Origin of the sequence: Bartonella sp. LB28NMGDW, assembly GCF_042194435.1 — a bacterium.
Taxonomy (GTDB): Bacteria; Pseudomonadota; Alphaproteobacteria; order Rhizobiales; family Rhizobiaceae; genus Bartonella; species Bartonella grahamii.
Genome location: NZ_JBHIMX010000005.1, coordinates 62,988 through 84,025 on the forward strand (window position 1 = coordinate 62,988; position 21,038 = coordinate 84,025).

The 21,038-nt window shown below is 37.0% G+C and carries 12 protein-coding genes, 1 tRNA gene and 1 pseudogene; 10 read left to right on the forward strand and 4 right to left on the reverse strand.

The annotated features are described in order from the left end of the window. Positions 1 to 34 precede the first annotated feature (34 nt). Positions 35 to 169, forward strand: coding sequence for a hypothetical protein (locus ACFIKG_RS04555; RefSeq protein ID WP_375651837.1), 135 nt, complete (start codon positions 35 to 37; stop codon positions 167 to 169). 24 nt (positions 170 to 193) lie between these two features. On the opposite strand, the gene uvrA is transcribed toward ACFIKG_RS04555, so the two are convergent. Further along, positions 194 to 3,109, reverse strand: coding sequence for an excinuclease ABC subunit UvrA (uvrA, locus tag ACFIKG_RS04560; protein WP_375625995.1), 2,916 nt, complete (start codon positions 3,107 to 3,109; stop codon positions 194 to 196). Between the two features lie 333 nt (positions 3,110 to 3,442). On the opposite strand from uvrA, the gene ssb reads away from it, so the two are divergent. The 7 genes and pseudogenes from ssb to ACFIKG_RS04595 all read left to right on the forward strand — a co-directional run bounded on the left by ssb (position 3,443) and on the right by ACFIKG_RS04595 (position 13,624). Next, complete coding sequence (gene ssb, locus ACFIKG_RS04565) at positions 3,443 to 3,949, forward strand: single-stranded DNA-binding protein (protein WP_375625993.1); 507 nt, start codon at positions 3,443 to 3,445, stop codon at positions 3,947 to 3,949. A gap of 228 nt (positions 3,950 to 4,177) precedes the next feature. Then, a complete protein-coding gene (gene gyrA, locus ACFIKG_RS04570) occupies positions 4,178 to 6,961 on the forward strand; it encodes a DNA gyrase subunit A (RefSeq protein ID WP_375625991.1) in 2,784 nt (927 codons plus the stop codon). Between the two features lie 24 nt (positions 6,962 to 6,985). Continuing rightward, a pseudogene (gene coaD / locus ACFIKG_RS04575) lies at positions 6,986 to 7,505 on the forward strand (pantetheine-phosphate adenylyltransferase). Beyond that, positions 7,495 to 8,088: a peptidylprolyl isomerase gene (locus ACFIKG_RS04580; RefSeq protein ID WP_375625989.1), complete on the forward strand. Its 594-nt coding sequence runs from the start codon at positions 7,495 to 7,497 to the stop codon at positions 8,086 to 8,088. The pseudogene coaD and the gene ACFIKG_RS04580 overlap by 11 nt, the downstream one beginning before the upstream one ends. 18 nt (positions 8,089 to 8,106) lie before the next feature. Then, positions 8,107 to 8,619: a peptidylprolyl isomerase gene (locus tag ACFIKG_RS04585; RefSeq protein ID WP_273788293.1), complete on the forward strand. Its 513-nt coding sequence runs from the start codon at positions 8,107 to 8,109 to the stop codon at positions 8,617 to 8,619. 1,412 nt (positions 8,620 to 10,031) lie between these two features. Next, positions 10,032 to 11,150 carry a tRNA guanosine(34) transglycosylase Tgt gene (gene tgt / locus ACFIKG_RS04590; protein ID WP_375625986.1) on the forward strand — a complete coding sequence of 373 codons (1,119 nt, stop codon included), beginning with the start codon at positions 10,032 to 10,034 and terminating at the stop codon, positions 11,148 to 11,150. Positions 11,151 to 12,424: 1,274 nt separating this feature from the next. Next, the gene (locus ACFIKG_RS04595; RefSeq protein WP_375626941.1) at positions 12,425 to 13,624 is read left to right on the forward strand and encodes an MFS transporter; all 1,200 of its coding nucleotides are present in this window, start codon (positions 12,425 to 12,427) and stop codon (positions 13,622 to 13,624) included. A gap of 42 nt (positions 13,625 to 13,666) precedes the next feature. Here the strand turns inward: ACFIKG_RS04595 and ACFIKG_RS04600 are convergent, their stop codons facing one another. From ACFIKG_RS04600 to ACFIKG_RS04610, 3 genes are all read right to left on the reverse strand, one after another. Continuing rightward, on the reverse strand, positions 13,667 to 15,094 hold the full coding sequence (locus tag ACFIKG_RS04600; RefSeq protein WP_375626938.1) for an MFS transporter: 1,428 nt from the start codon (positions 15,092 to 15,094) through the stop codon (positions 13,667 to 13,669). Positions 15,095 to 15,213: 119 nt separating this feature from the next. Further along, entirely contained in the window at positions 15,214 to 16,428 is a 1,215-nt protein-coding gene (locus ACFIKG_RS04605) for an NADP-dependent isocitrate dehydrogenase (protein ID WP_375626936.1), read from the reverse strand. A 788-nt stretch (positions 16,429 to 17,216) separates the two neighbouring features. Beyond that, positions 17,217 to 17,291: transfer RNA gene (locus ACFIKG_RS04610), tRNA-Glu, on the reverse strand. 1,238 nt (positions 17,292 to 18,529) lie between these two features. On the opposite strand from ACFIKG_RS04610, the gene ACFIKG_RS04615 reads away from it, so the two are divergent. Both ACFIKG_RS04615 and glpX read left to right on the forward strand, forming a co-directional pair. Further along, positions 18,530 to 19,846 (forward strand): homoserine dehydrogenase, encoded by a 1,317-nt coding sequence (locus tag ACFIKG_RS04615; protein WP_375625979.1) that lies wholly within the window; start codon positions 18,530 to 18,532, stop codon positions 19,844 to 19,846. Between the two features lie 143 nt (positions 19,847 to 19,989). Then, on the forward strand, positions 19,990 to 20,976 hold the full coding sequence (gene glpX / locus ACFIKG_RS04620) for a class II fructose-bisphosphatase (RefSeq protein ID WP_375625978.1): 987 nt from the start codon (positions 19,990 to 19,992) through the stop codon (positions 20,974 to 20,976). The last annotated feature ends 62 nt before the right edge of the window (positions 20,977 to 21,038 follow it).

A 21,038-nucleotide genomic window follows, 5' to 3' on the forward strand; every position in this document is an offset into this window, starting at 1 on the left:
CAGAGAATAAATACGCAATTATGCGTGCGTTCCTATGGGCAATACGAAAATTGAAACAGCTTATAAAGCGCTAAATTGTTTCAGCCTTTGCTTTAAACATGTTGCACCACTGGAATTAGGTGTTGGTGTTTACAAGGTAACAATAGAAGTACAGGCTTTGTTCGTATGATTTATTTTACAATGGAAACCGTTTTTAAGAATTGGAATTATAGAGAGAGGGGCGCAGTAAAACATCTTTTAGAAATTTTCCTGTGTAGGAAGCGGGGACCTTAATGATGTCTTCAGGGCGTCCAATTGCAACGATTTCGCCACCACGATCTCCACCTTCGGGTCCTAAATCAATAATCCAGTCGGCTGTCTTTATAACATCGAGGTTATGTTCAATGACTATAACTGTGTTGCCTTGCTCGACTAGTTCATGCAGCACTTCAAGAAGTTTGGAAATATCGTGAAAATGTAAACCTGTTGTCGGTTCATCCAAAATATAGAGTGTACGTCCCGTTGTTTTACGTGAAAGTTCTTTCGCAAGTTTCACACGTTGTGCTTCCCCACCAGAAAGTGTGGTTGCTTGCTGTCCTACTTTTATGTAACCCAATCCTACTTTAATGAGAGTTTCCATTTTATTATGAATAGCGGGAATAGCTTGGAAAAATTCCTCTGCTTTTTCAATTGTCATATCCAAAATATCGGCTATAGACTGTCCTTTGAATTTTATTTCTAGTGTTTCTCGATTATAGCGTTTTCCTTTACAGACATCGCAAGTAACATAGACATCAGGTAAAAAGTGCATTTCAATTTTTATGACTCCATCACCTTGACATGCTTCGCAACGTCCTCCTTTAACATTAAATGAAAAACGACCAGCTTTGTAACCACGGGCTTTTGATTCTGGAAGATCGGCAAACCACTCACGAATCGGTGTAAAAGCGCCTGTATAGGTTGCGGGATTAGAGCGTGGGGTGCGTCCAATGGGGGACTGGTTGATATCAATGACTTTATCAAGAAATTCTAATCCTTCAATTTTGTCATAGCTGGCAGGGCTGTGATGAGAGCCCATGATATGATGTGATGCTGCTTTGAAAAGTGTTTCAATAAGAAATGTTGATTTTCCTCCTCCAGAAACACCGGTTACACATGTAAAGGTTCCAAGAGGAATATTCGCATTGATATTTTTGAGGTTATTTCCTTTGGCACCGATGACTTTAAGTGTTTTCATTTTTGATATTTTACGTCGTTTGGCAGGTATTTTAACAGCCATTTTTCCTGAAAGGTATTGTCCTGTGAGAGAGGCTGAATTTTCTATAATTTCCTGTGGTGTCCCTTGCGCTATGATTTCTCCGCCATGAACGCCCGCGGCAGGGCCCATATCGACAACATGATCTGCTGTGAGAATAGCGTCTTCATCATGTTCAACGACAATAACTGTATTGCCAAGATTGCGTAAATGGCGCAGCATTTCCAAAAGGCGTTCATTATCGCGTTGGTGTAAACCGATAGATGGTTCATCTAAAATATAAAGAACGCCTGTAAGACCAGAACCAATTTGGGATGCTAACCGAATGCGTTGACTTTCTCCACCTGAAAGCGTTCCTGAAGTTCGAGACAAGGTAAGATATTCCAATCCTACATGATTTAAAAAAGCTAAACGTTCGCGAATTTCTTTTAAAATACGTATAGCGATATTACGTTGTTTTTCTGTGAGATATTGATGAATATTGGCAAACCAATCATCTGCCTTTAGAATAGAAAGATCTGATATTTGCCCAATATGCATTCCGTGGATTTTTACAGCAAGTGCCTCTGGTTTTAAACGATAACCATGACAAGCTGGGCAAGGCGAAGAAGACATATAACGTTCGATTTCTTCTCGAGACCAAGCAGAATCGGTTTCTTTCCAGCGTCTCTCCATATTGGGGATAATTCCTTCAAAAGGTTGGGTTGTTTTATGCGAACCAGAATTATTTTTATAGATAAAAGAGATTTCATCTTTTTTTGTACCGTAGAGAATTGCCTGTTGTGCTTCATTAGAGAGTTCACACCATTGATCTGTGAGTTTGAAACCGTAAGCTTTTCCTAATGCTTCTAAGGTTTGTCTGTAATAAAGTGAATCCGATTTAGCCCAAGGAGCAATGGCTCCATTCTTTAGGGTAAGATTTTTATTTGGCACAATTTTTAGTGGATCCATTGCCTTTTTTATACCTAATCCATCGCAGAGAGGGCAGGCCCCGAAAGGATTATTGAACGAAAAAAGGCGTGGTTCAATTTCAGGAATAGAAAAACCAGATATAGGGCAAGAAAACTTTTCTGAAAAAATGAGCCGTTTGTGTGTATCATTTTTTGATTTATGAGCAGATTCCTTTGTCGTTTCTTTTTGTGCCAAGGGCTGGTCTGCCATTTCAGCTATGGCAAGTCCATTTGCTAATTGTAAACAGGTTTCTATACTATCAGCCAAGCGAGAGGTGATATCTTTTTGTACAACAATGCGGTCTACCACGACATCGATGTCGTGTTTATATTTTTTATCAAGAGGTGGAATATCGGCGATTTCATAGAATTTTCCATCAACTTTAGCGCGTTGAAATCCTCTTTTTAAAAGTTCTGTTAGCTCTTTTTTATATTCGCCCTTTCGTCCTCGCACCAAGGGTGCCATAATAAAAATTCTTGTTCCTTCTGGTAAGGATATAATTTGATCCACCATTTGGCTTACTGTTTGGCTTTCAATAGGAAGTCCTGTCGCAGGAGAATGAGGAATACCAATACGTGCAAAGAGAAGACGCATGTAGTCGTGGATTTCAGTAACGGTACCTACCGTTGAACGAGGGTTGCGACTGGTTGTCTTTTGTTCAATGGAGATAGCTGGAGATAGACCGTCTATGCGGTCGACATCGGGTTTTTGCATGACTTCCAAAAATTGGCGTGCATAGGCTGAAAGGCTTTCGACATAGCGGCGTTGTCCTTCAGCGTAAATTGTATCAAAAGCTAAGGATGATTTTCCTGATCCAGAAAGTCCTGTTATAACAATGAGTTTGTCACGAGGCAGATCGAGATCAATATTTTTAAGGTTATGCTCACGTGCACCGCGAATGGAGATATATTTTTGATAAGTCATATTTTACCCTTGGCATATGTGACAAAAACTGAGCATCTAAAATGGAATAAAACTGTTTTTTTAGAATTACAATGTGTTTAACTGCTTTAATGCTAAAAGAAGGTATAAGTTTTATGAAAAGAGAAATACAAATGAGTAGCTTTTTATTCTCTCGTGGTGGAATAAACTATGCGTCTTTATCATCTTTTGTTATAATTACACGGATACAATATTGGGAAAGGATAGCAATATCCATATTGAAGGTCAATTGCAGACATGTAAATTGAAGGTCAAGATGGTTATAACTATTATAAAACAGAGTATTTTACGAATTAAAATTTTGGAGTTTATGCGATGGCTGGTAGCCTTAATAAAGTTATTTTGATTGGTAACCTTGGTGCGGATCCTGAAATCCGCCGTTTGAATTCTGGTGATCAAGTGGCAAATTTGCGTATTGCTACTTCAGAAAGTTGGCGTGATCGGAATACAAATGAGCGAAAAGAACGCACTGAGTGGCATAGTATTGTTATTTTTAATGAAAACCTTGTCAAAGTTGCAGAGCAATATTTAAAAAAAGGCAGCAAAATTTACATTGAGGGGCAGTTACAGACACGAAAATGGCAAGATCAAAATGGAAATGACCGTTATACAACAGAGGTTGTTTTGCAAAAGTACCGTGGTGAATTACAAATGCTTGATGGGCGGGGAACCGCGGGCGGGGAGCAAGGAGCAAGTCAAGGGGGGAGTTATAGTGGTGGCTTTGCCGATAGTAACTCAAATCAGAGAAATACGTTTGGTCAAAATAATAATCAATTGGGAGAAAGTTTTTCACACAAATTAGATGATGACGTACCTTTTTAAGAGTCTTTAATTGCAGTATCATGATTACTTTATGATTTGTTTGTTTCAGATTTTTGAAGTTTCGCGAAGTGGAAATTGTTGATTATTATTGGTAATTTTAATATAAATTAATAACATATTGAAAAATATTGTTAAATTTCTTTTTTGTCATGGGGGAGAAATTAGCATTTTGGTGTATTTTTCGATATAAATAAAGTGAAATGATTCTTTTTTGAAAGTTTTAAAATTGTGACCGATCTTACTCCACTTCCAGAACGTGATGTGCTAACCGGTATTGAACCAATCAGTATTATTGATGAAATGCAACGCTCCTATCTCGATTATGCGATGAGCGTGATTGTTTCACGTGCACTCCCTGATGTTCGTGATGGTCTTAAGCCTGTTCATCGACGTATCCTTCATGCTATGAATGAGATGGGGCTTTCTTTCAATAAGTCATATCGTAAATCTGCTGGTGTTGTTGGTGAGGTTATGGGGAAATTCCATCCCCATGGTGATGCTTCAATTTATGATGCTTTAGTGCGTATGGCGCAGGACTTTTCTTTAAGAAATCCATTGATTGATGGTCAGGGAAATTTTGGTTCCGTTGATGGTGATCCACCCGCGGCTATGCGCTATACTGAGTGTCGTTTAGAAAAAGTTTCAGAAGAACTTTTAGCTGATATAGATAAAGATACTGTTGATTTTCAGGATAATTACGATGGGCGTGAGCGTGAACCGGTTGTCTTACCAGCGCGTTTTCCCAATCTTTTGGTTAATGGGTCAGGGGGGATTGCTGTGGGAATGGCAACCAATATTCCTCCCCATAATCTTGGTGAAGTCGTTGATGGTTGTATCGCTTTGATTGATAATCCCGATATCACACTCGATAAAATAATTGAAATTATTCCTGGTCCGGATTTTCCTACAGGGGGCATTATCCTCGGACATTCTGGTGTTCGTGCAGCTTATGAAACAGGACGTGGCTCAATCATTATGCGTGCTAAAGTTGAGATCGAAGAAATTCGCAATGGTCGACAAGCAATTATTGTGAATGAGATCCCTTATCAAGTTAATAAGGCAACGATGATTGAGAAAATGGCCGAATTGGTGCGCGATAAACGCATTGAGGGAATCTCTGATTTGCGTGACGAATCTGATCGTGATGGATATCGGGTTGTTATTGAGCTGAAGAAAGATGTCGTTGCGGAAGTTGTTTTAAACCAATTATATCGGTATACGCCGCTACAAACTTCCTTTGGTTGTAATATGGTTGCTTTGAATGGGGGAAAACCCGAACAGATGACGTTGCTTGATATGCTTCGTGCATTTGTTTCTTTTCGGGAAGAAGTTGTCAGTCGGCGAACAAAATATCTTTTGCGTAAAGCGCGTGAGCGAGCACATGTTTTGGTTGGTCTTGCCCTTGCTGTTGCCAATATTGATGAAATTATCGCACTTATTCGCAAAGCTCCTGATCCGCAGACAGCACGTGCACAGTTAATGGAGCGACGCTGGCCAGCAATGGATGTCGCACCTTTGATTAAACTTATTGATGATCCTCGTCATATTATTCATGAGGATGGTACTTATAATCTCTCTGAAGAACAGGCGCGTGCTATTTTAGAATTGCGTTTGCAACGATTGACAGCCCTTGGGCGTGATGAAATTGCTGATGAATTGAATAAAATTGGCGTGGATATCGCTGACTATCTTGATATCTTGGCATCACGCATACGCATTATGTGTATTGTTAAGGATGAGTTGAGCGCTCTTCGTGAGGAATTTGCAACGCCGCGACGTACCGTATTTGGTTTTGGTAGCGCTGAGATGGAGAGTGAAGATCTGATTGCACCAGAGGATATGGTGGTAACGGTGAGCCATAGTGGCTATATTAAACGTGTGCCTCTTAATACCTATCGTGCACAGCGACGTGGTGGTAAGGGGCGTTCTGGTATGTCCACGAAGGATGAGGATTTTGTAACGCGATTGTTTGTTGCCAATACGCATACACCGGTTCTTTTCTTTTCATCACGTGGAATTGTTTATAAGGAAAAAGTTTGGCGACTGCCGCTGGGGACACCCCAATCGCGTGGGCGGGCTTTGATCAATATGCTTCCTTTACAACCAGGTGAGCGTATTACAACGATTATGCCTTTGCCTGAAGATGAAGCGAGCTGGAGTGCATTGGATGTTATGTTTGCGACAACACGTGGAACTGTGCGTCGTAATAAATTATCAGATTTCGTTCAAGTTAATCGTAATGGTAAAATTGCAATGAAACTTGATGAAGAAGATGAAATTCTTTCTGTTGAAACCTGTACAGAACATGATGATGTTGTTCTAACAACAGCCAATGGACAATGTATCCGTTTTCCAGTTGTTGATGTTCGTGTCTTTGCTGGGCGTAATTCTGTGGGAGTTCGTGGTATCAATTTAGCTAAAGGCGATAAAGTCATTTCGATGACAATTTTAGAGCATGTCGAGGCGACGTCCATTGAGCGTTCTGCTTATATTAAACGTGTAATGAATGAACGGCGTGCTTCTGGTGCAGATGCTGATGTTGAAGATATTGTAACTCTTGATGAGGAAGATGGGGGTGCTGAAACAGAGTTAACAGATGAACGTTATGCAGAACTTCATGCACGTGAACAAATGCTTTTGACGGTGAGTGAGTTTGGTTATGGTAAACGCTCTTCATCCTATGAGTTCCGGATTTCCGGACGTGGCGGAAAAGGGATTCGTGCAACAGATCCATCTAAAACAGCTGAAATTGGTAAATTAGTAGCGGCTTTTCCGGTGAAGGCGCAAGATCAAATTATGTTGGTATCAGATGGGGGACAGCTTATTCGTGTTCCTGTTGAGGGAATTCGTACTGCTGGGCGCTCAACTAAGGGAGTCACAATTTTTAATACAGCCAAAGGTGAAAGGGTCGTATCGGTTGAACGTATTTCTGAACCTGAAGATGATACGAGTTCATTAGATGATGAAGGTGAGAAGCATTCTGATACAGTTGATATGAGCGAAGAAAAATAATTTTCAAGAGGATGAAATAAAATCATGAAAATTGCTCTTTATGCAGGTTCTTTTGATCCTCTTACAAATGGTCATCTTGATGTTTTGAAAGGATGTTTTGTGTTAGCTGATAAGGTGGTCGTCGCTATAGGGATACAGGCTGACAAAAAAACACTCTTTAGCTTCGAAGAGCGTGTTGATTTCATTACGCAGGTAGGGAAAGATTTGTTTGGCGCGGATTCTAACCGATTGCAGGTTCTTTCATTTAGCAACCTTCTAATTGAGAAGGCGCGTGAAGTTGGTGCTTCATTTCTCATTCGTGGATTGCGTGATGGTACTGATCTTGATTATGAAATGCAAATGGCAGGGATGAATGGCGTTATGGCTCCTGAATTGCAAACTGTTTTTTTGCCGGCAAGCGTTTCTGGGCGTGCGATAACTTCTACATTGGTACGCCAAATTGCCTCCATGGGAGGTGATGTGACACCATTTGTACCGCCCAATATTGCACGAGCTTTGAGCTCGAAATTCCAATCTTTTAGGGGAGAATAATTGTGTCTCGTAGAATTTTTGCTGTTTTGATATGTGTGTTTTGTTTTTTTTCATTGTCCGCTGTCGCCGGTAATTCTAGCCCAGCAAGTGATGCAAGCCTTCTTGTTTTATCTCTCAAAGATGGTGATGTCATTATTCGTCTGCGTCCTGATTTGGCGCCAAAACATGTTGCGCAAATTAAAAGATTAACAGAGGAGGGGGCCTATAATAATGTTGTATTTCATCGTGTTATTCCTAATTTCATGGCACAAACTGGTGATGTAAAGTTTGGAAAAAAAGGCAGTAGAGATTTTGATTTGAAACGCGTTGGTATGGGTGGCTCAAATTATCCCAATATACCGGCAGAGTTTTCAAAGCAGCCGTTTAAGCGTGGTACTGTTGGGATGGCACGGTCACAAGATCCGGATTCCGCGAATTCTCAATTCTTCATTTGTTTTGATGATGCTGCTTTTTTAAATGGTCAGTATACGGTTGTTGGAGAGGTTATAAAGGGGATGGATATTGTTGATAAAATAAAAAAAGGTACGACAAGTAATAATGGATCTGTAAAAAATCCTGATGTTATTAATGCTGCTACTTTACAAGTTGAGAAATGAATCAAAGGAGCTTTCCATATGGCTGAGAATAAAAATCCAGAGAATACTTTAATTCTTGAAACAACAAAGGGCAGAGTTGTTATTGAGCTTTTGGCTGATTTAGCGCCAAAACATGTTGCACGTATTAAAGAATTGGTACGTGAAGGTGCTTATGATAATGTTATTTTCCATCGCGTTATTGATGGTTTTATGGCGCAAACTGGCGATGTCCAATTTGGAAAGAAGGATAGTGAAAAATTCAATTTATCCCGTGCGGGTATGGGGGGGGCAGAAAAACCAAATTTAACAGCAGAGTTTTCAAATCTTTCTCATAAGCGTGGTACAGTTTCTATGGCACGTAGTCAGAATCCAAATTCTGCTAATTCTCAGTTTTTTATTTGTTTTGCAGATGCTCCGTGGCTTGATCGTCAATATTCCATATGGGGACAGGTTGTTGAAGGTATGGAAAATGTTGATAAAATTAAACGTGGTGAACCTGTTGCAGATCCAGATTCAATTACCAAAGCCGTTATTGCTGCGGATGCAAAATAGTATAAATTATGCTGATTTCAATTGTCAGTTTCTAAGAAAAAATACTCTTTTCTGATCAATAAAGGCACACAAAACTCTTTTGTAGTATCACACTTACCTTTATAATTTCGAGCTAAGAATTGTCCATATATTTCCTTCAATCGGATCTTCTTGAAGAATATAACGCAAAGGATTTGTACAAACACTTGTCAGAATAGGAAAACGCAAAGTCTGTTGTGTTATGGTTGTTGTTTGGAAAAGTATTTTATAAAAAATTCGGCATTTCTCTTCAATTCATTGTTGGTCTATTAATGGTTTTATGATGTTACTTTTCTGAGAGAGCGTGTGCTTTTGTTGCTGCTTGTAAATCAACATCCAATCCTAATGCAGCAGCACACATATTAATACGGATAAGAGCCTTACTAGCTGCTCCAGTTTTCCTAGCAAGGTAGGAAAACCAGCATTTATGTATATCTCATTGGTGTCATCTTTAAAACAAGAAGACAGTTTAATCTTAGAAGAATGTGAAGGCGCAGAGGTGAAACAAATGGCTAGTCTTGCCATATTCTTTTTAATTCAGCTTTACTTTTTTAAAAAGTATCTAAAGCGATATCATTTAAATAATGAAGGTTATGCATAGCCTTACGTTTTTATTTTTCTCGTTTTTTAATAGAGGAACGCTCCAAACGGAATATACTTAATGTTGCACATTTACGTGTTTTTTTAAGAAGCATTTCTCAGTATATATCAACATTCACTTCCACGATGACATTCATGGCATGTATAGTTTTAAAGCTTGTGAAGGAGCAAACGGGTACCATCATACGCTTTTTCAGCCTCTAATGTTACGATAGAGCTTTTGGTATTTGAGAATCTTTACAAAAAGCATTTTTAGTTTTTTTAAGTGTTTTTACACGTTAATTTCTTTTGTGAATTATCTCAAGTGCCAAGAGCTATCTCAATATTGTAAGGGGATAAATGATTATGCTCATTTGCGCTTTTATTAAGCGTGGGGATCGCCGTGCTCAGCAGATGAAAAATTTTTATCTGTAAAAGTAAAGAATATTGTAAGCTGTACAATGCGTTCAGAATTTTCTTCTATGCGTACAAAGTTATTGCTTATGGAAGTATGTGAAGATGAGATTATTGTGATAATAATTTTGCAGTTCTATTAAGGCTTTAGTGCATTAATCGTAGGTATTTTGAGGTATGATATTATAAGGATTTTGCTATTTTTTTGGAGCTAGATTATCACTTTTATTATGGTGATTTCTTAACAAGAAATGTTCTTTTATCTCGTTTAATTTTTTATGCTGGTTACAATATTGAGCGAATCAAAAATTAATTCATAAAGCTTATGACAATGCTCGTAAGGGGATATCTTTTTTCTTTCTATAGAGATATGCATTGATGGAATCAAAAAGACGAGAGTTATGATAAAGACATTTCATTATAGAAAAATTGCTCAAGATGGGTATGCACGTCGAGGCGAAATTATAACGGGGCGAGGATGTGTTCGTACACCCGCATTTATGCCTGTTGGGACGGCAGGAACCGTTAAGGCTATGTATATGGATCAAATACGTGATCTTGGTGCAGATATCATTTTGGGGAATACTTATCATTTAATGTTACGTCCAGGAGCTGAACGTGTTGCGCGTTTGGGAGGATTACATGAATTTTCACGCTGGAGCGGACCTATTTTAACCGATTCTGGTGGCTTTCAGGTTATGTCATTGGCGGGAATCCGTAAAATTACTGAACAAGGTGTGATTTTTCGCTCTTACATTAATGGAGCTTACTATGAAATGAGTCCAGAGCGTTCTATCGAAATTCAAGAACTTCTTGGTGCGGATATCCAGATGCAGTTGGATCAATGTATTGCATTACCTGCAACTGAAAAAGAAATGGAAGAAGCTATGGAACTTTCATTGCGGTGGGCGCAGCGTTGTAAAACAGCTTTTGGAGATCAGCCAGATAAAGCATTGTTTGGGATTGTTCAAGGTGGTGATAATATGAAACTGCGTGAACGTTCTGCTCAAGCATTAAAAGAAATGGATTTAAAAGGTTACGCTATTGGAGGGCTTGCTGTTGGTGAGCCGCAGAGTGTTATGACAGCAGTATTGGATACTACTTGTCCGATTTTACCAGAGGATAAACCACGCTATCTTATGGGAGTAGGGACACCTGATGATATTTTACAAAGTGTTGCTCGTGGTGTTGATATGTTTGATTGTGTTATGCCGACGCGTGCAGGACGTCATGGTTTAGCTTTTACCCGCTTTGGTAGAATTAATTTGCGTAATGCGCGTTATGCAGAAGATCCACATCCTCTTGATCCGCAGTCACTTTGTCCAGCAGCACATGATTATAGTTGTGCTTATTTGCATCATTTGATCAAATCTGGTGAATCTCTTGGGGGTATGTTGTTGAGTTGGAATAATCTTTTTTATTATCAACAACTGATGCAGGGAATTCGTGATGCCATTGAAGAAGGCTGTTATGCTGATTTTTGCGCTGAAACGCGTGCTCTATGGGCACAAGGACGCTAAAATATTAATCGTAATATAACGCTTCATTTTTTTATTGAATTTATTCTTGCACTTACAAATTTAGCTAAAAATATGAAATTAGAAAACACCTTCAAAAATTATAAATTCCACTATCCTAAGATATAGAAGTGCGGTTTTATAGGGCATATATTCTTTTTCTAATTACTATATAAAACAGAAACTGTTACTCCGGTACGCGCTACCTGATCCGGAGAAAAACAGTTTATTTCTGTTTCTGATGACTGTTTAAAGCAACAATGTTAATGAGGCGTTAGCGAACTCTTAAAGAAGTATGAAAATTGTATTTTTATGAGCTAATTTGTGTTTTTTATTACTAAAGGTAAAGAATGGGTTATATACAACCGAATAGATAAATCTTTAGAAAATTAAAAGAAAACTAAAATAAGATTACAACATTTTAAATATTATAATTATATATTTTAAGTTTTTATTATTTTTATATCTTAATAATAAGTATTATTTATAAGATAATTATATATTTTAAGTCATAAAAAATTTAAATATTAATCACGATAATTAGCACATTTATAAAATATCGATAAATATATTGAGATAAAAATTATTATATTTGTTTTCTGCTCTGTTTATAGAATTTATCTGAAAATAAGCATAGTATATTTAATTGAATATTTTAATTTAAAGATAATGAGTTAGATATCTGATGCGATTCCTCTGTTAGAGGAGGGAGGGGTAAAGATGCCTAAAAGAGGATATTTAATAAATCTAGAAACCAAGCACTATTCTCATGAGAGTTTTTAAAAGATTCTATAATAATTTATAAGAATGGCGTAAAGTTGAAATTATAGCTTATCAATTTGGAGGATCTGCATTTAGATAACAAAAATAATGCAACAATAATTTTGGGAGAAGTTTTATCTTTGTATCAAGATAATGATGAGATGTGGTTCACTTGTTTGAAGTGCATTATTCGACAAATTTTAGAATTATTTATAGGGTATAGTATATCGTCGCAAAATAAAGGTTTCACTGTAAAATCGGAACTGATAAAATAGGAGACAAAGTTTATTATCTGGCAGATCTGAGAAAAATAGGTGAATACGTCTATAACCTTGAGGGTTTCAAAGGTTTTTCATTAAAGAATCTTACCTGAAACTTCATAAAATGCTTTATATATCAAAATATTTCTAAAACTTCATTGGGGACTATTGGGTATGCGTATAACAATGTTTTGAATTTTTGTTTGTGTGTATTACAGATATCTACAGTTAAAACTCCTATCCAGAAGTGATGATATGAGGGATTCTTATAAACAAAAGGTTCTTGCATTGGAAATTGATTCGAGAATACGGCGTTTAATAATTTTAGCCCTTGCCGTGGGGAGTTTTGCTATTGGTACTGCAGAGTTTGTTGCAATGGGGCTACTGCCAGAGATGGCACGAAGTTCATATGTTGATATTCCTACCGCTGGTCAATATATTTCTGCTTATGCATTAGGAGTTGTAATTGGATCACCTCTTTTAGCTGTGGCAACAGCTCATGTATCACGCAAAACTGTTTTGATAGGATTGATGCTTTTTTATGCTTTAGCAAATATCGCTAGTGCCTTTGTTTCTGATTTTAGCATATTAGTAGTATTACGCTTTCTCAGTGGACTTCCCCATGGAATCTATTTTGGACTTGCGGCTATGGTTGCCTCTTCAATGGTAGAAATGAAAGAACGTTCTAAAGCTGTTGGATATGTTATGCTTGGCTTAACAATTGCAACCGTTTTGGGAGCACCCAGTGCTACTTGGATTGGTCAACTTATTGGTTGGCAGATTGCTTTTGTCCTTGTGGGTATGATTGCTTTATTATGTTGTTTGCTTATTTGGAATTTTTTGCCTTGTGATTTAAGTTTTCCAAAAACGAATCCTTTGCACGAAATGGGTGCATTAAAGCAAAAGCAGGTATGGCTTCTTTTGTTAATGGTTTCGGTGGGAGCGTCAGGATTATTTTCTGTTTTCACTTATATCAAGTCAACATTAATGCATATTTCTGGTGTTTCACTTGAGTGGGTACCATTTATCATGCCGTTAGTTGGATTGGGAATGGTGGTAGGAAATCTCTTGGGGCCTAAATTAGCTGTTAAAATTGGTATTTCGCCGATGATATTTTTTTCTATGCTTTGGAGCGTATTTGTTTTTTTTCTTTTTTTCTTTTTGTCCTATGCTCCGTTAACAGCGGCAATAGGATGCTTTTTTGCTGGGACTTCTTTTGCTTCTATGCCTTCTATACAAACAAAAATTATGGATGTTGCACTACAGGGACAGATTTTGGCAGGAGCATTAATGCAGTCTGCTTTTAATATTGCTAATGCTCTTGGTGCAGAATCTGGAGCATTAGTTTTAAAATTGGGCTATAGTTATGAATATACAGCTATTTTAGGAAGTGTTCTAACTTTGTGTGGACTAGTGATTTTTTGCGTCTCATGGTATATGGAAAAGCATGCTTAATACTTTTGATTTTTTTAATGAAGAAGGTATTTTTATGTTTATTTAATTATTGGAATGTCCTGTTGGACTTTTTAATATGCAGTAAGAAATGCGCAGCGCTAATGGAATAGCAAAACAAAATAAAAAACCAATGAGCACTATAAGAAGAGTTTTTGCTGCTAAGATCATTCCTATTGTTCCTCCAGGATTAAAGAGACCGGAAAGATTGGTGATAACTCCGGCTAGAGTTGCACTCAATGCAGCTGAAAATAGTTGTACGGAGGTAAGGGATTCACTGGCACGTAGAGCATCTTCATCATTTGTACATTGTAAGATCCGTGTGAGCAAATGTGGCCATGCTATGCCCGCACTGATTCCAATAGAAAATAGTGCTAAGCAAATAGTAAAAATATATTCAAGTGTGGAAACTTCTGTTGGGATGAGCCATAAAAGAATCGCTATACCTAACAGTTTAAATAGGGGCGAGTATATAATGATGTTGCGAATTTTTTTTGTGGAGACAGCAGCACTTGAGAGGGCTCCACACGTCCACCCTAGGCTCATAAGTGCTGCTATATAACCGGCTATAAGGGGAGCTTGTCCATGAAGTTCTTGAAGAAAAAGTGGTAAATAAAGTTCTATACTGTACACGACTGTTGTCATCACGAGTATTAATGCGTAAACGGGAAAAATTTCAGAAGAGAAAGAAAAGGATTTGCGCGGCAACATAGGATGAAAGCTATATGATTCGATTTTTGCTAGAACAAAGAGAAGACTAAGTCCGATAACTAATCCGCAAATTTTTGCCATTGTTGTGTCCATAGCTCCTCCAACAGAAATGATAAAAATCAATAAGGTGAGTATGAAAAGCTGAAGAAGAGGGAGGGGGGATGTTGGAACATAGTTTTCATTCTTTTTAGGTAAAATTTTACAGGCTATGAGTAAGAAGAATATAGCTAATGCGCCAATGATCCAAAAGGATGCTCTCCATAGGCCATAATATACAGAAATTCCTCCTATCGCTGGACCTAATAAGGTTGATATTCCCCACATTCCAGAGATAACACTTAATGCATGTGACCATAAAGAGGGGCTGAAAATAATACGTACCATGGAATAGGATAGAGATAACAAAGAACCACTTCCCAATCCTTGAATAAAGCGTCCTATTAAAAATAATGACATAGATGAAGAAATGCTGCACAGGAAAGTGCCTAAGGTAAATATAAGTCCAGAGATAACATAAGCGTTGCGAGGACCTAATTTTCCTAATATTTTTGTTGCAAGTGAAGTACCAAGGAGTGAAGCTGTAATAAAGACAGTTGCCACCCAAGAATAATATATCTCATTGCCAATATGATTCATAAGGGAGGGTAAAATAGTAATAACAATATAAACGTTGGTTGCGTGTAATACAACACCACCTGTAAACGTTAAAAAGCAAAGACCGTTTTTACCTAATAAAAGCGCAGACCAACTTTGTTTTTTCACTGTTTTTTTGCTATTTAATAAAAGTTTATCCTCTTTTTACTTATAAGGTACTTCTTTGAATTTGCCAAGAGAAATTCAAAGCTCTGTTTAGAGCTTTGAATTTTAATTTAAGTAATAACTTAATTGCCCATTGCTTTTTTGAGATTCTCATCAATTTTCTCGAGGAAACCTGTCGTAGAAAGCCATTTTTGTTTAGGACCAATCAAAAGTGCGAGATCTTTAGTCATAAAACCCTCTTCGACGGTTTTAATACAAACTTCTTCCAATGTCGTGGAAAAGTTTTTTAATTTCTCATTGTTATCTAGTTTAGCACGGTGTGCCAGCCCACGCGTCCATGCGAAAATAGATGCAATAGAATTTGTTGATGTTTCTTCACCTCTTTGATGCTGACGGTAATGGCGTGTTACGGTGCCGTGTGCTGCCTCTGCTTCAACAATTTTACCATCTGGTGTCATAAGAACAGAAGTCATGAGACCAAGAGAACCAAAGCCTTGGGCAACAATATCAGATTGAACATCACCATCATAGTTTTTACATGCCCATACATAGCCCCCTGACCACTTTAATGCAGAAGCAACCATATCATCAATAAGACGGTGTTCGTAATATAATTTACGGTTTTCAAATTCAGTTTTAAATTCCGTATCAAATATTTCTTGAAAGATATCTTTAAAACGACCATCGTAAGTTTTTAGAATGGTATTTTTTGTTGAAAGATAAACTGGAACATTCCTTTGTAGTCCATAATTAAAGGATGCGCGGGCAAAATCACGAATTGACTCATCAAGGTTATACATAGCCATAGCAACCCCTGCGCTTGGGGCATCAAAAACATCATGTTCAATAACTTGATTGTCATCACCTACAAATTTAATACTTAATTTCCCTTTTCCTGGAAATTTAAAATCTGTTGCCTTGTATTGATCAGCAAAAGCGTGACGTCCGATGATAATTGGCTTTGTCCAGTTAGGAACAATGCGAGGGACGTTTTTACAGATAATGGGTTCGCGAAAAATGACTCCTCCTAAAATATTGCGGATTGTGCCATTAGGTGATTTCCACATTTTTTTTAGGTTAAATTCTTTAACGCGTGCCTCATCAGGTGTGATGGTTGCACATTTTATACCAACCCCATATTTTTTGATAGCATTGGCAGAATCGATTGTTACCTGATCATTGGTTGCATCACGATTTTCGACGGAAAGATCATAATATTTGAGATCAATGTCGAGATAGGGATGGATTAATTTATCTTTGATATATTTCCAGATGATACGGGTCATCTCATCCCCATCAAGTTCAACAACGGGGTTTTCTACTTTGATCTTTACCATTAGAAGTCCTTTTTTTTAAGCGATACTACTTTATAGCACTTTCAAGTTTATAATGAAAAGTAAAAACAAGGGAAAAAAGCATTCAAATATGAGCTTTTAGAATATATTATCAATAGAGTGTAAAGTTTTTTTGGAGGGTTTAATTTTTGAAAAGAAGTGATGTGTTTACAAATCTATAATTATTCTATGATCGATGAAGAATCTGTTTACTAGATAAGGTAGTTAGATCACTGGGGAAGAGGGATTATGCATTTTTATTTATCAGAGATTCTATTTAATAAGTTGATCGTATTCTAAATTATAGTTTCTTGATTTGTTGTGTTAGGTGAATAAGAATCTATTTTTATATCGTATTTCAATTCTAAGATTACGGTCTGTTTGTTTATAGAAAAATTTAATGTGATACAAAGGCACTGTAATTAGAAATGCTTCATACAAAATGCATTTTGGGGTAAATTTCAGTTTTGAAGGTTGGAAGAAACGTATAAATGATGTGGCTGGTTTTAATTTAAAAATTAACGGCATACGCAAGAATATGGTTTATAAACTTACCGTATCATGAGCTAGAACCCTCTAGTTTTTATATTTTATCGATTTTTATTGTTATCAACTGTGCGCAGTAAAGCACTACTATCGAAATGCAACAAAGAAATTAATCATCTAATGATTCTCGTATCTTTTTTACGAAGAGATCCCTTTAAAAATCTTATTCCTCGTTTTTATTTATACATTCCTCGTTTTTAAAAATACAAATAAAATGAATGTATTAAACATAGAAAAAAGGATTATGGTACGCCCAAGGGGAATCGAACCCCTGTTTCCGCCGTGAAAGGGCGATGTCCTAACCGCTAGACGATGGGCGCAAACCATTGATGAGGCTTATAGAGAGGATCTTTTTACTTCGCAAGCCCTCTGTGTCATTTTTTTTGAAAAAAGTGTGTTTTATTGAATAATTTTTGAGCAATTCCTGTTTGGATTGTTTCTTTTCAGTTTGAGTAGTAGGCAAAAATGATCAAAACATTATTTTAAATGTGTTTATTTTTTGCATATTTTATCGTTTGTTATCTTTTCTTGCACATGAGAATATTATTTAACTTGCTTGAAAGAGCCTTTATACAGAAGCTTTCTTATTTGAGCTTATCATAAAGCAAAAAACTGTATAAATTTATGAAGTATAAAGCAAATATTTATTACCAAATTAACAAATAATAATAATCATACAAAAGTTTTTTGAGGATTAAGCTATATATTACTTTTATTTTAAAAATATAAATATATTATGTATGATGAAAATGAGAATATTAAATCAATTTTACAGAATATATTAAAAATATTTTTCTTATCTTTACTTTTACATGTTTGTGAGAAATTTAAAATTAAAACCCCTTCATTTGTTCCCTCACATATTTGGAAGGTTATTTATTTGAAAATGAATTAGCTTGGGTGAAGGGCAGATTGAGGTTTTTGTCATTTCAATTCGCTAGTTTTTCAAAGGGGTGGCGATAAGTTTAGGTAAAATATTCGAGTTTTGCAAATTTATTCTCCATATTTATAATATTGCAGAATTATGGTGTGCACATATTAAGTTTTGTTTTTTACTTTAATGTAAGGTTCTATTTTGATATATGGGTGCATTAAAGATTTATAGTTCAAGCTATGGAATGGTAGGAAGGAATGTGTTATTATCTACTGCTCTACTTTGTTTTATCCATTCTCTTAATTTATCATATGAAAGAATGTTTTTTGTCCAGTACTTGTTGATTTAGAAGAGATGTTTTTATTCTTTCTTACCAAGTATTCAATATTCTTTAATTTGTTATTGATTATTTTTTAGAACTTTTCTTTATGGCAACTTGCATTTATTAGTTTTACAGATTTTCATTCTGAATTAGATATTTTATAAAGATTCTGAAATCTTTGAAGACAATAAATATTATATTTTTAGGAATGTTGATTGAACAAGCGGGGATAATTCTATTGGAGAACATGGAGTGAATAGAGCGGGGTATTTCTTTTGTTCTTATGGATGTAAGTACTCTTTGTGTTGATTGGCACATCATTTAAACGATTTTTCAGTGAAGATAGGGATCAGTGGTTAATAATGGCAGAAGCTTTAAAAGTTGGTGTTGCGGGACTTGGTACGGTTGGTACTTCAGTTGTTCGAGCTCTATGTGAAAAAGCGAATAGTTTAGCTTGTCAATGTGGGCGATTCATCAAAGTCGTTGCTGTTAGTGCGCGCGATAAAAGCCGTAATCGTGGAATTGATCTCAGTGATATAAAATGGTTTGATTCACCTGTGGAGTTGGCTGCTTCTGATGAGATTGATGTTTTTGTAGAGTTAATTGGTGGTGAATTAGATGTGGTGTACACCGCTGTTAAGAGAGCGCTTGAGGCAGGACATCATGTTGTAACAGCCAATAAAGCTCTTCTTGCTCGACATGGAGTAGAGCTGGCTATAATTGCAGAAAAAAAAGGTGTTTTTCTTCATTTTGAAGCAGCTGTTGCAGGTGGAATTCCTGTCATCAAAGCGATGAGAGAATCACTTGTCAGTAATCACATATCCCGAATTTATGGTATTCTCAATGGAACCTGTAATTATATATTAACACGCATGTTTACGGAAGGCCTTTCATTTAAAGATTGTTTAGCAGATGCACAGAGACTTGGGTATGCTGAAGCAGATCCAAGTTTTGATATTGAGGGAAATGATACTGCTCATAAATTAGCTTTGTTGACAAGCTTGGCATTTGGAACGGCTGTTTCGTTAGATGATGTTTATGTTGAAGGAATTCATAATATTTCGCAAATTGATATTCGGGCAGCTGATGAATTAGGGTATCGGATTAAGCTTTTAGGGGTTGCATTAAAAACGGATTCTGGAATAGAGCAACGCGTTCATCCAACAATGGTACCAACATCTTCAATGATTGCACAGATAAATGGCGTAACCAATGCTCTTTCTATTCAAAGTGATTTATTAGGTGAATTACTGTTTTCTGGTCCTGGCGCCGGAGGAATGGCAACAGCATCAGCCGTTATTGGTGATTTGGCTGATATAGCAAAAGCGCGTTCTGGTTTTCAGTATGCACCTGTTTTAAGACGTCCAGCATTAGAACTTGCTCCTCATAAAAAAGCACGTATTTCGCATCATGCAGGGGGGTATTTTATTCGTTTAAATGTTCATGATCGTACTGGTGTTTTTGCTGCGGTCGCAAGGCATATGGCTGATAATCACATCTCATTGGAGTCGATTGTTCAAAGATCTTTTGTAGAAGATCAAATTGAAAAAACAATTATTTTAATTACGCATGAAACAACAGAGGTGAATGTACGACAGGCACTTGCAGAAATTGAAAAAGATGGACATCTTGTTGCAAAATCTCAATTTATTCGTATTGAGCCTATGGCAGAGAATTGATAACTTTCTTGATAATGACAAAAAGGCAAGCTTGAGTCCTTTTGTCTCTTGTGGAAAATTTTCATCTTTGCCAAAAACTTTATTCTTAGTATTTAATAAGGACTCATATTTTTTCTGGTATTCATTCGGTAGGATTTTTTCATATGCCCACAACTCAGAAGATTTTAAATGGACTTGATCGTATTTTGACGCTTGAATTGGTACGTGTTACTGAACGTGCTGCTGTTGCTGCTGCACGCTGGCGCGGGCGTGGCGATGAAAAAGCTGCGGATCAGGCTGCTGTAGATGCAATGCGGCAGGAACTTAATCGATTGCCTATTGATGGTACAGTGGTGATTGGTGAAGGTGAGCGGGATGAAGCGCCTATGCTTTATATTGGAGAAAAAGTAGGTCTTCAAAGTGGATTGGCGATCGATATTGCACTTGATCCACTAGAGGGAACAACACTTTGTGCTAAAAATATTGCCAATTCTTTGGCAGTAGTTGCAATTGCTGAAAAAGGTAATCTCCTTTATGCTCCTGATGTTTATATGAAAAAAATTGCTATTGGTCCTGGTTATCCAAAGGGAGTAGTAGACATAGATGCTTGTCCTACCGATAATATCTATGCTCTTGCGAAGGCTAAAGGAGTGGCTGTTAATCAGATTGTTGTTTGTATTATGGATAGGCCTCGTCATGAAAAGTTAATTAATGAAGTACGAGCGACAGGGGCATCGATTCGCTTGATTGGGGATGGAGATGTTGCTGCTGTTATTGATACAACTGATCCAGAAGAAACAGGTATTGATATCTATATGGGGATTGGGGGAGCACCTGAAGGTGTTTTAGCTTCTGCTGCTTTGCGCTGTATTGGAGGACAGATGCAAGGTCGTTTGCTGCTAGATACAGAAGAGAAAATTGCTCGTGCAGCTAAAATGGGGATTAGTGATCCCAATAAAGCTTATACAATGGAAGAAATGGCAAAGGGTGATGTTTTGTTTGCAGCAACAGGGGTGACAGATGGCAATATGCTTTCTGGTGTTAAATTTACATCTCGTTACATTCAAACGGAAACTCTCGTAATGCGCTCCCATACGGGTACAGTCCGTAATATTAAAGCGCAGCATAGAGATCATTCAAAATTTGATTAATGTTTTCTTTTTTCGTCATTAAAAATAGAGGGAGTTTTTTAGGAAATACGCTTCCATGAATC

Excerpts from the sequence above, each read along its gene's own strand:
- ACFIKG_RS04615 (WP_375625979.1), top strand. The coding sequence starts at position 18,530 with ATGGCAGAAGCTTTAAAAGTTGGTGTTGCGGGACTTGGTACGGTTGGT.
- ACFIKG_RS04585 (WP_273788293.1), top strand. The coding sequence starts at position 8,107 with ATGGCTGAGAATAAAAATCCAGAGAATACTTTAATTCTTGAAACAACA.
- tgt (WP_375625986.1), top strand. The coding sequence starts at position 10,032 with ATGATAAAGACATTTCATTATAGAAAAATTGCTCAAGATGGGTATGCA.
- uvrA (WP_375625995.1), bottom strand. The coding sequence starts at position 3,109 with ATGACTTATCAAAAATATATCTCCATTCGCGGTGCACGTGAGCATAAC.
- ACFIKG_RS04555 (WP_375651837.1), top strand. The coding sequence starts at position 35 with ATGGGCAATACGAAAATTGAAACAGCTTATAAAGCGCTAAATTGTTTC.
- ACFIKG_RS04605 (WP_375626936.1), bottom strand. The coding sequence starts at position 16,428 with ATGGTAAAGATCAAAGTAGAAAACCCCGTTGTTGAACTTGATGGGGAT.
- ssb (WP_375625993.1), top strand. The coding sequence starts at position 3,443 with ATGGCTGGTAGCCTTAATAAAGTTATTTTGATTGGTAACCTTGGTGCG.
- ACFIKG_RS04595 (WP_375626941.1), top strand. The coding sequence starts at position 12,425 with ATGAGGGATTCTTATAAACAAAAGGTTCTTGCATTGGAAATTGATTCG.
- glpX (WP_375625978.1), top strand. The coding sequence starts at position 19,990 with ATGCCCACAACTCAGAAGATTTTAAATGGACTTGATCGTATTTTGACG.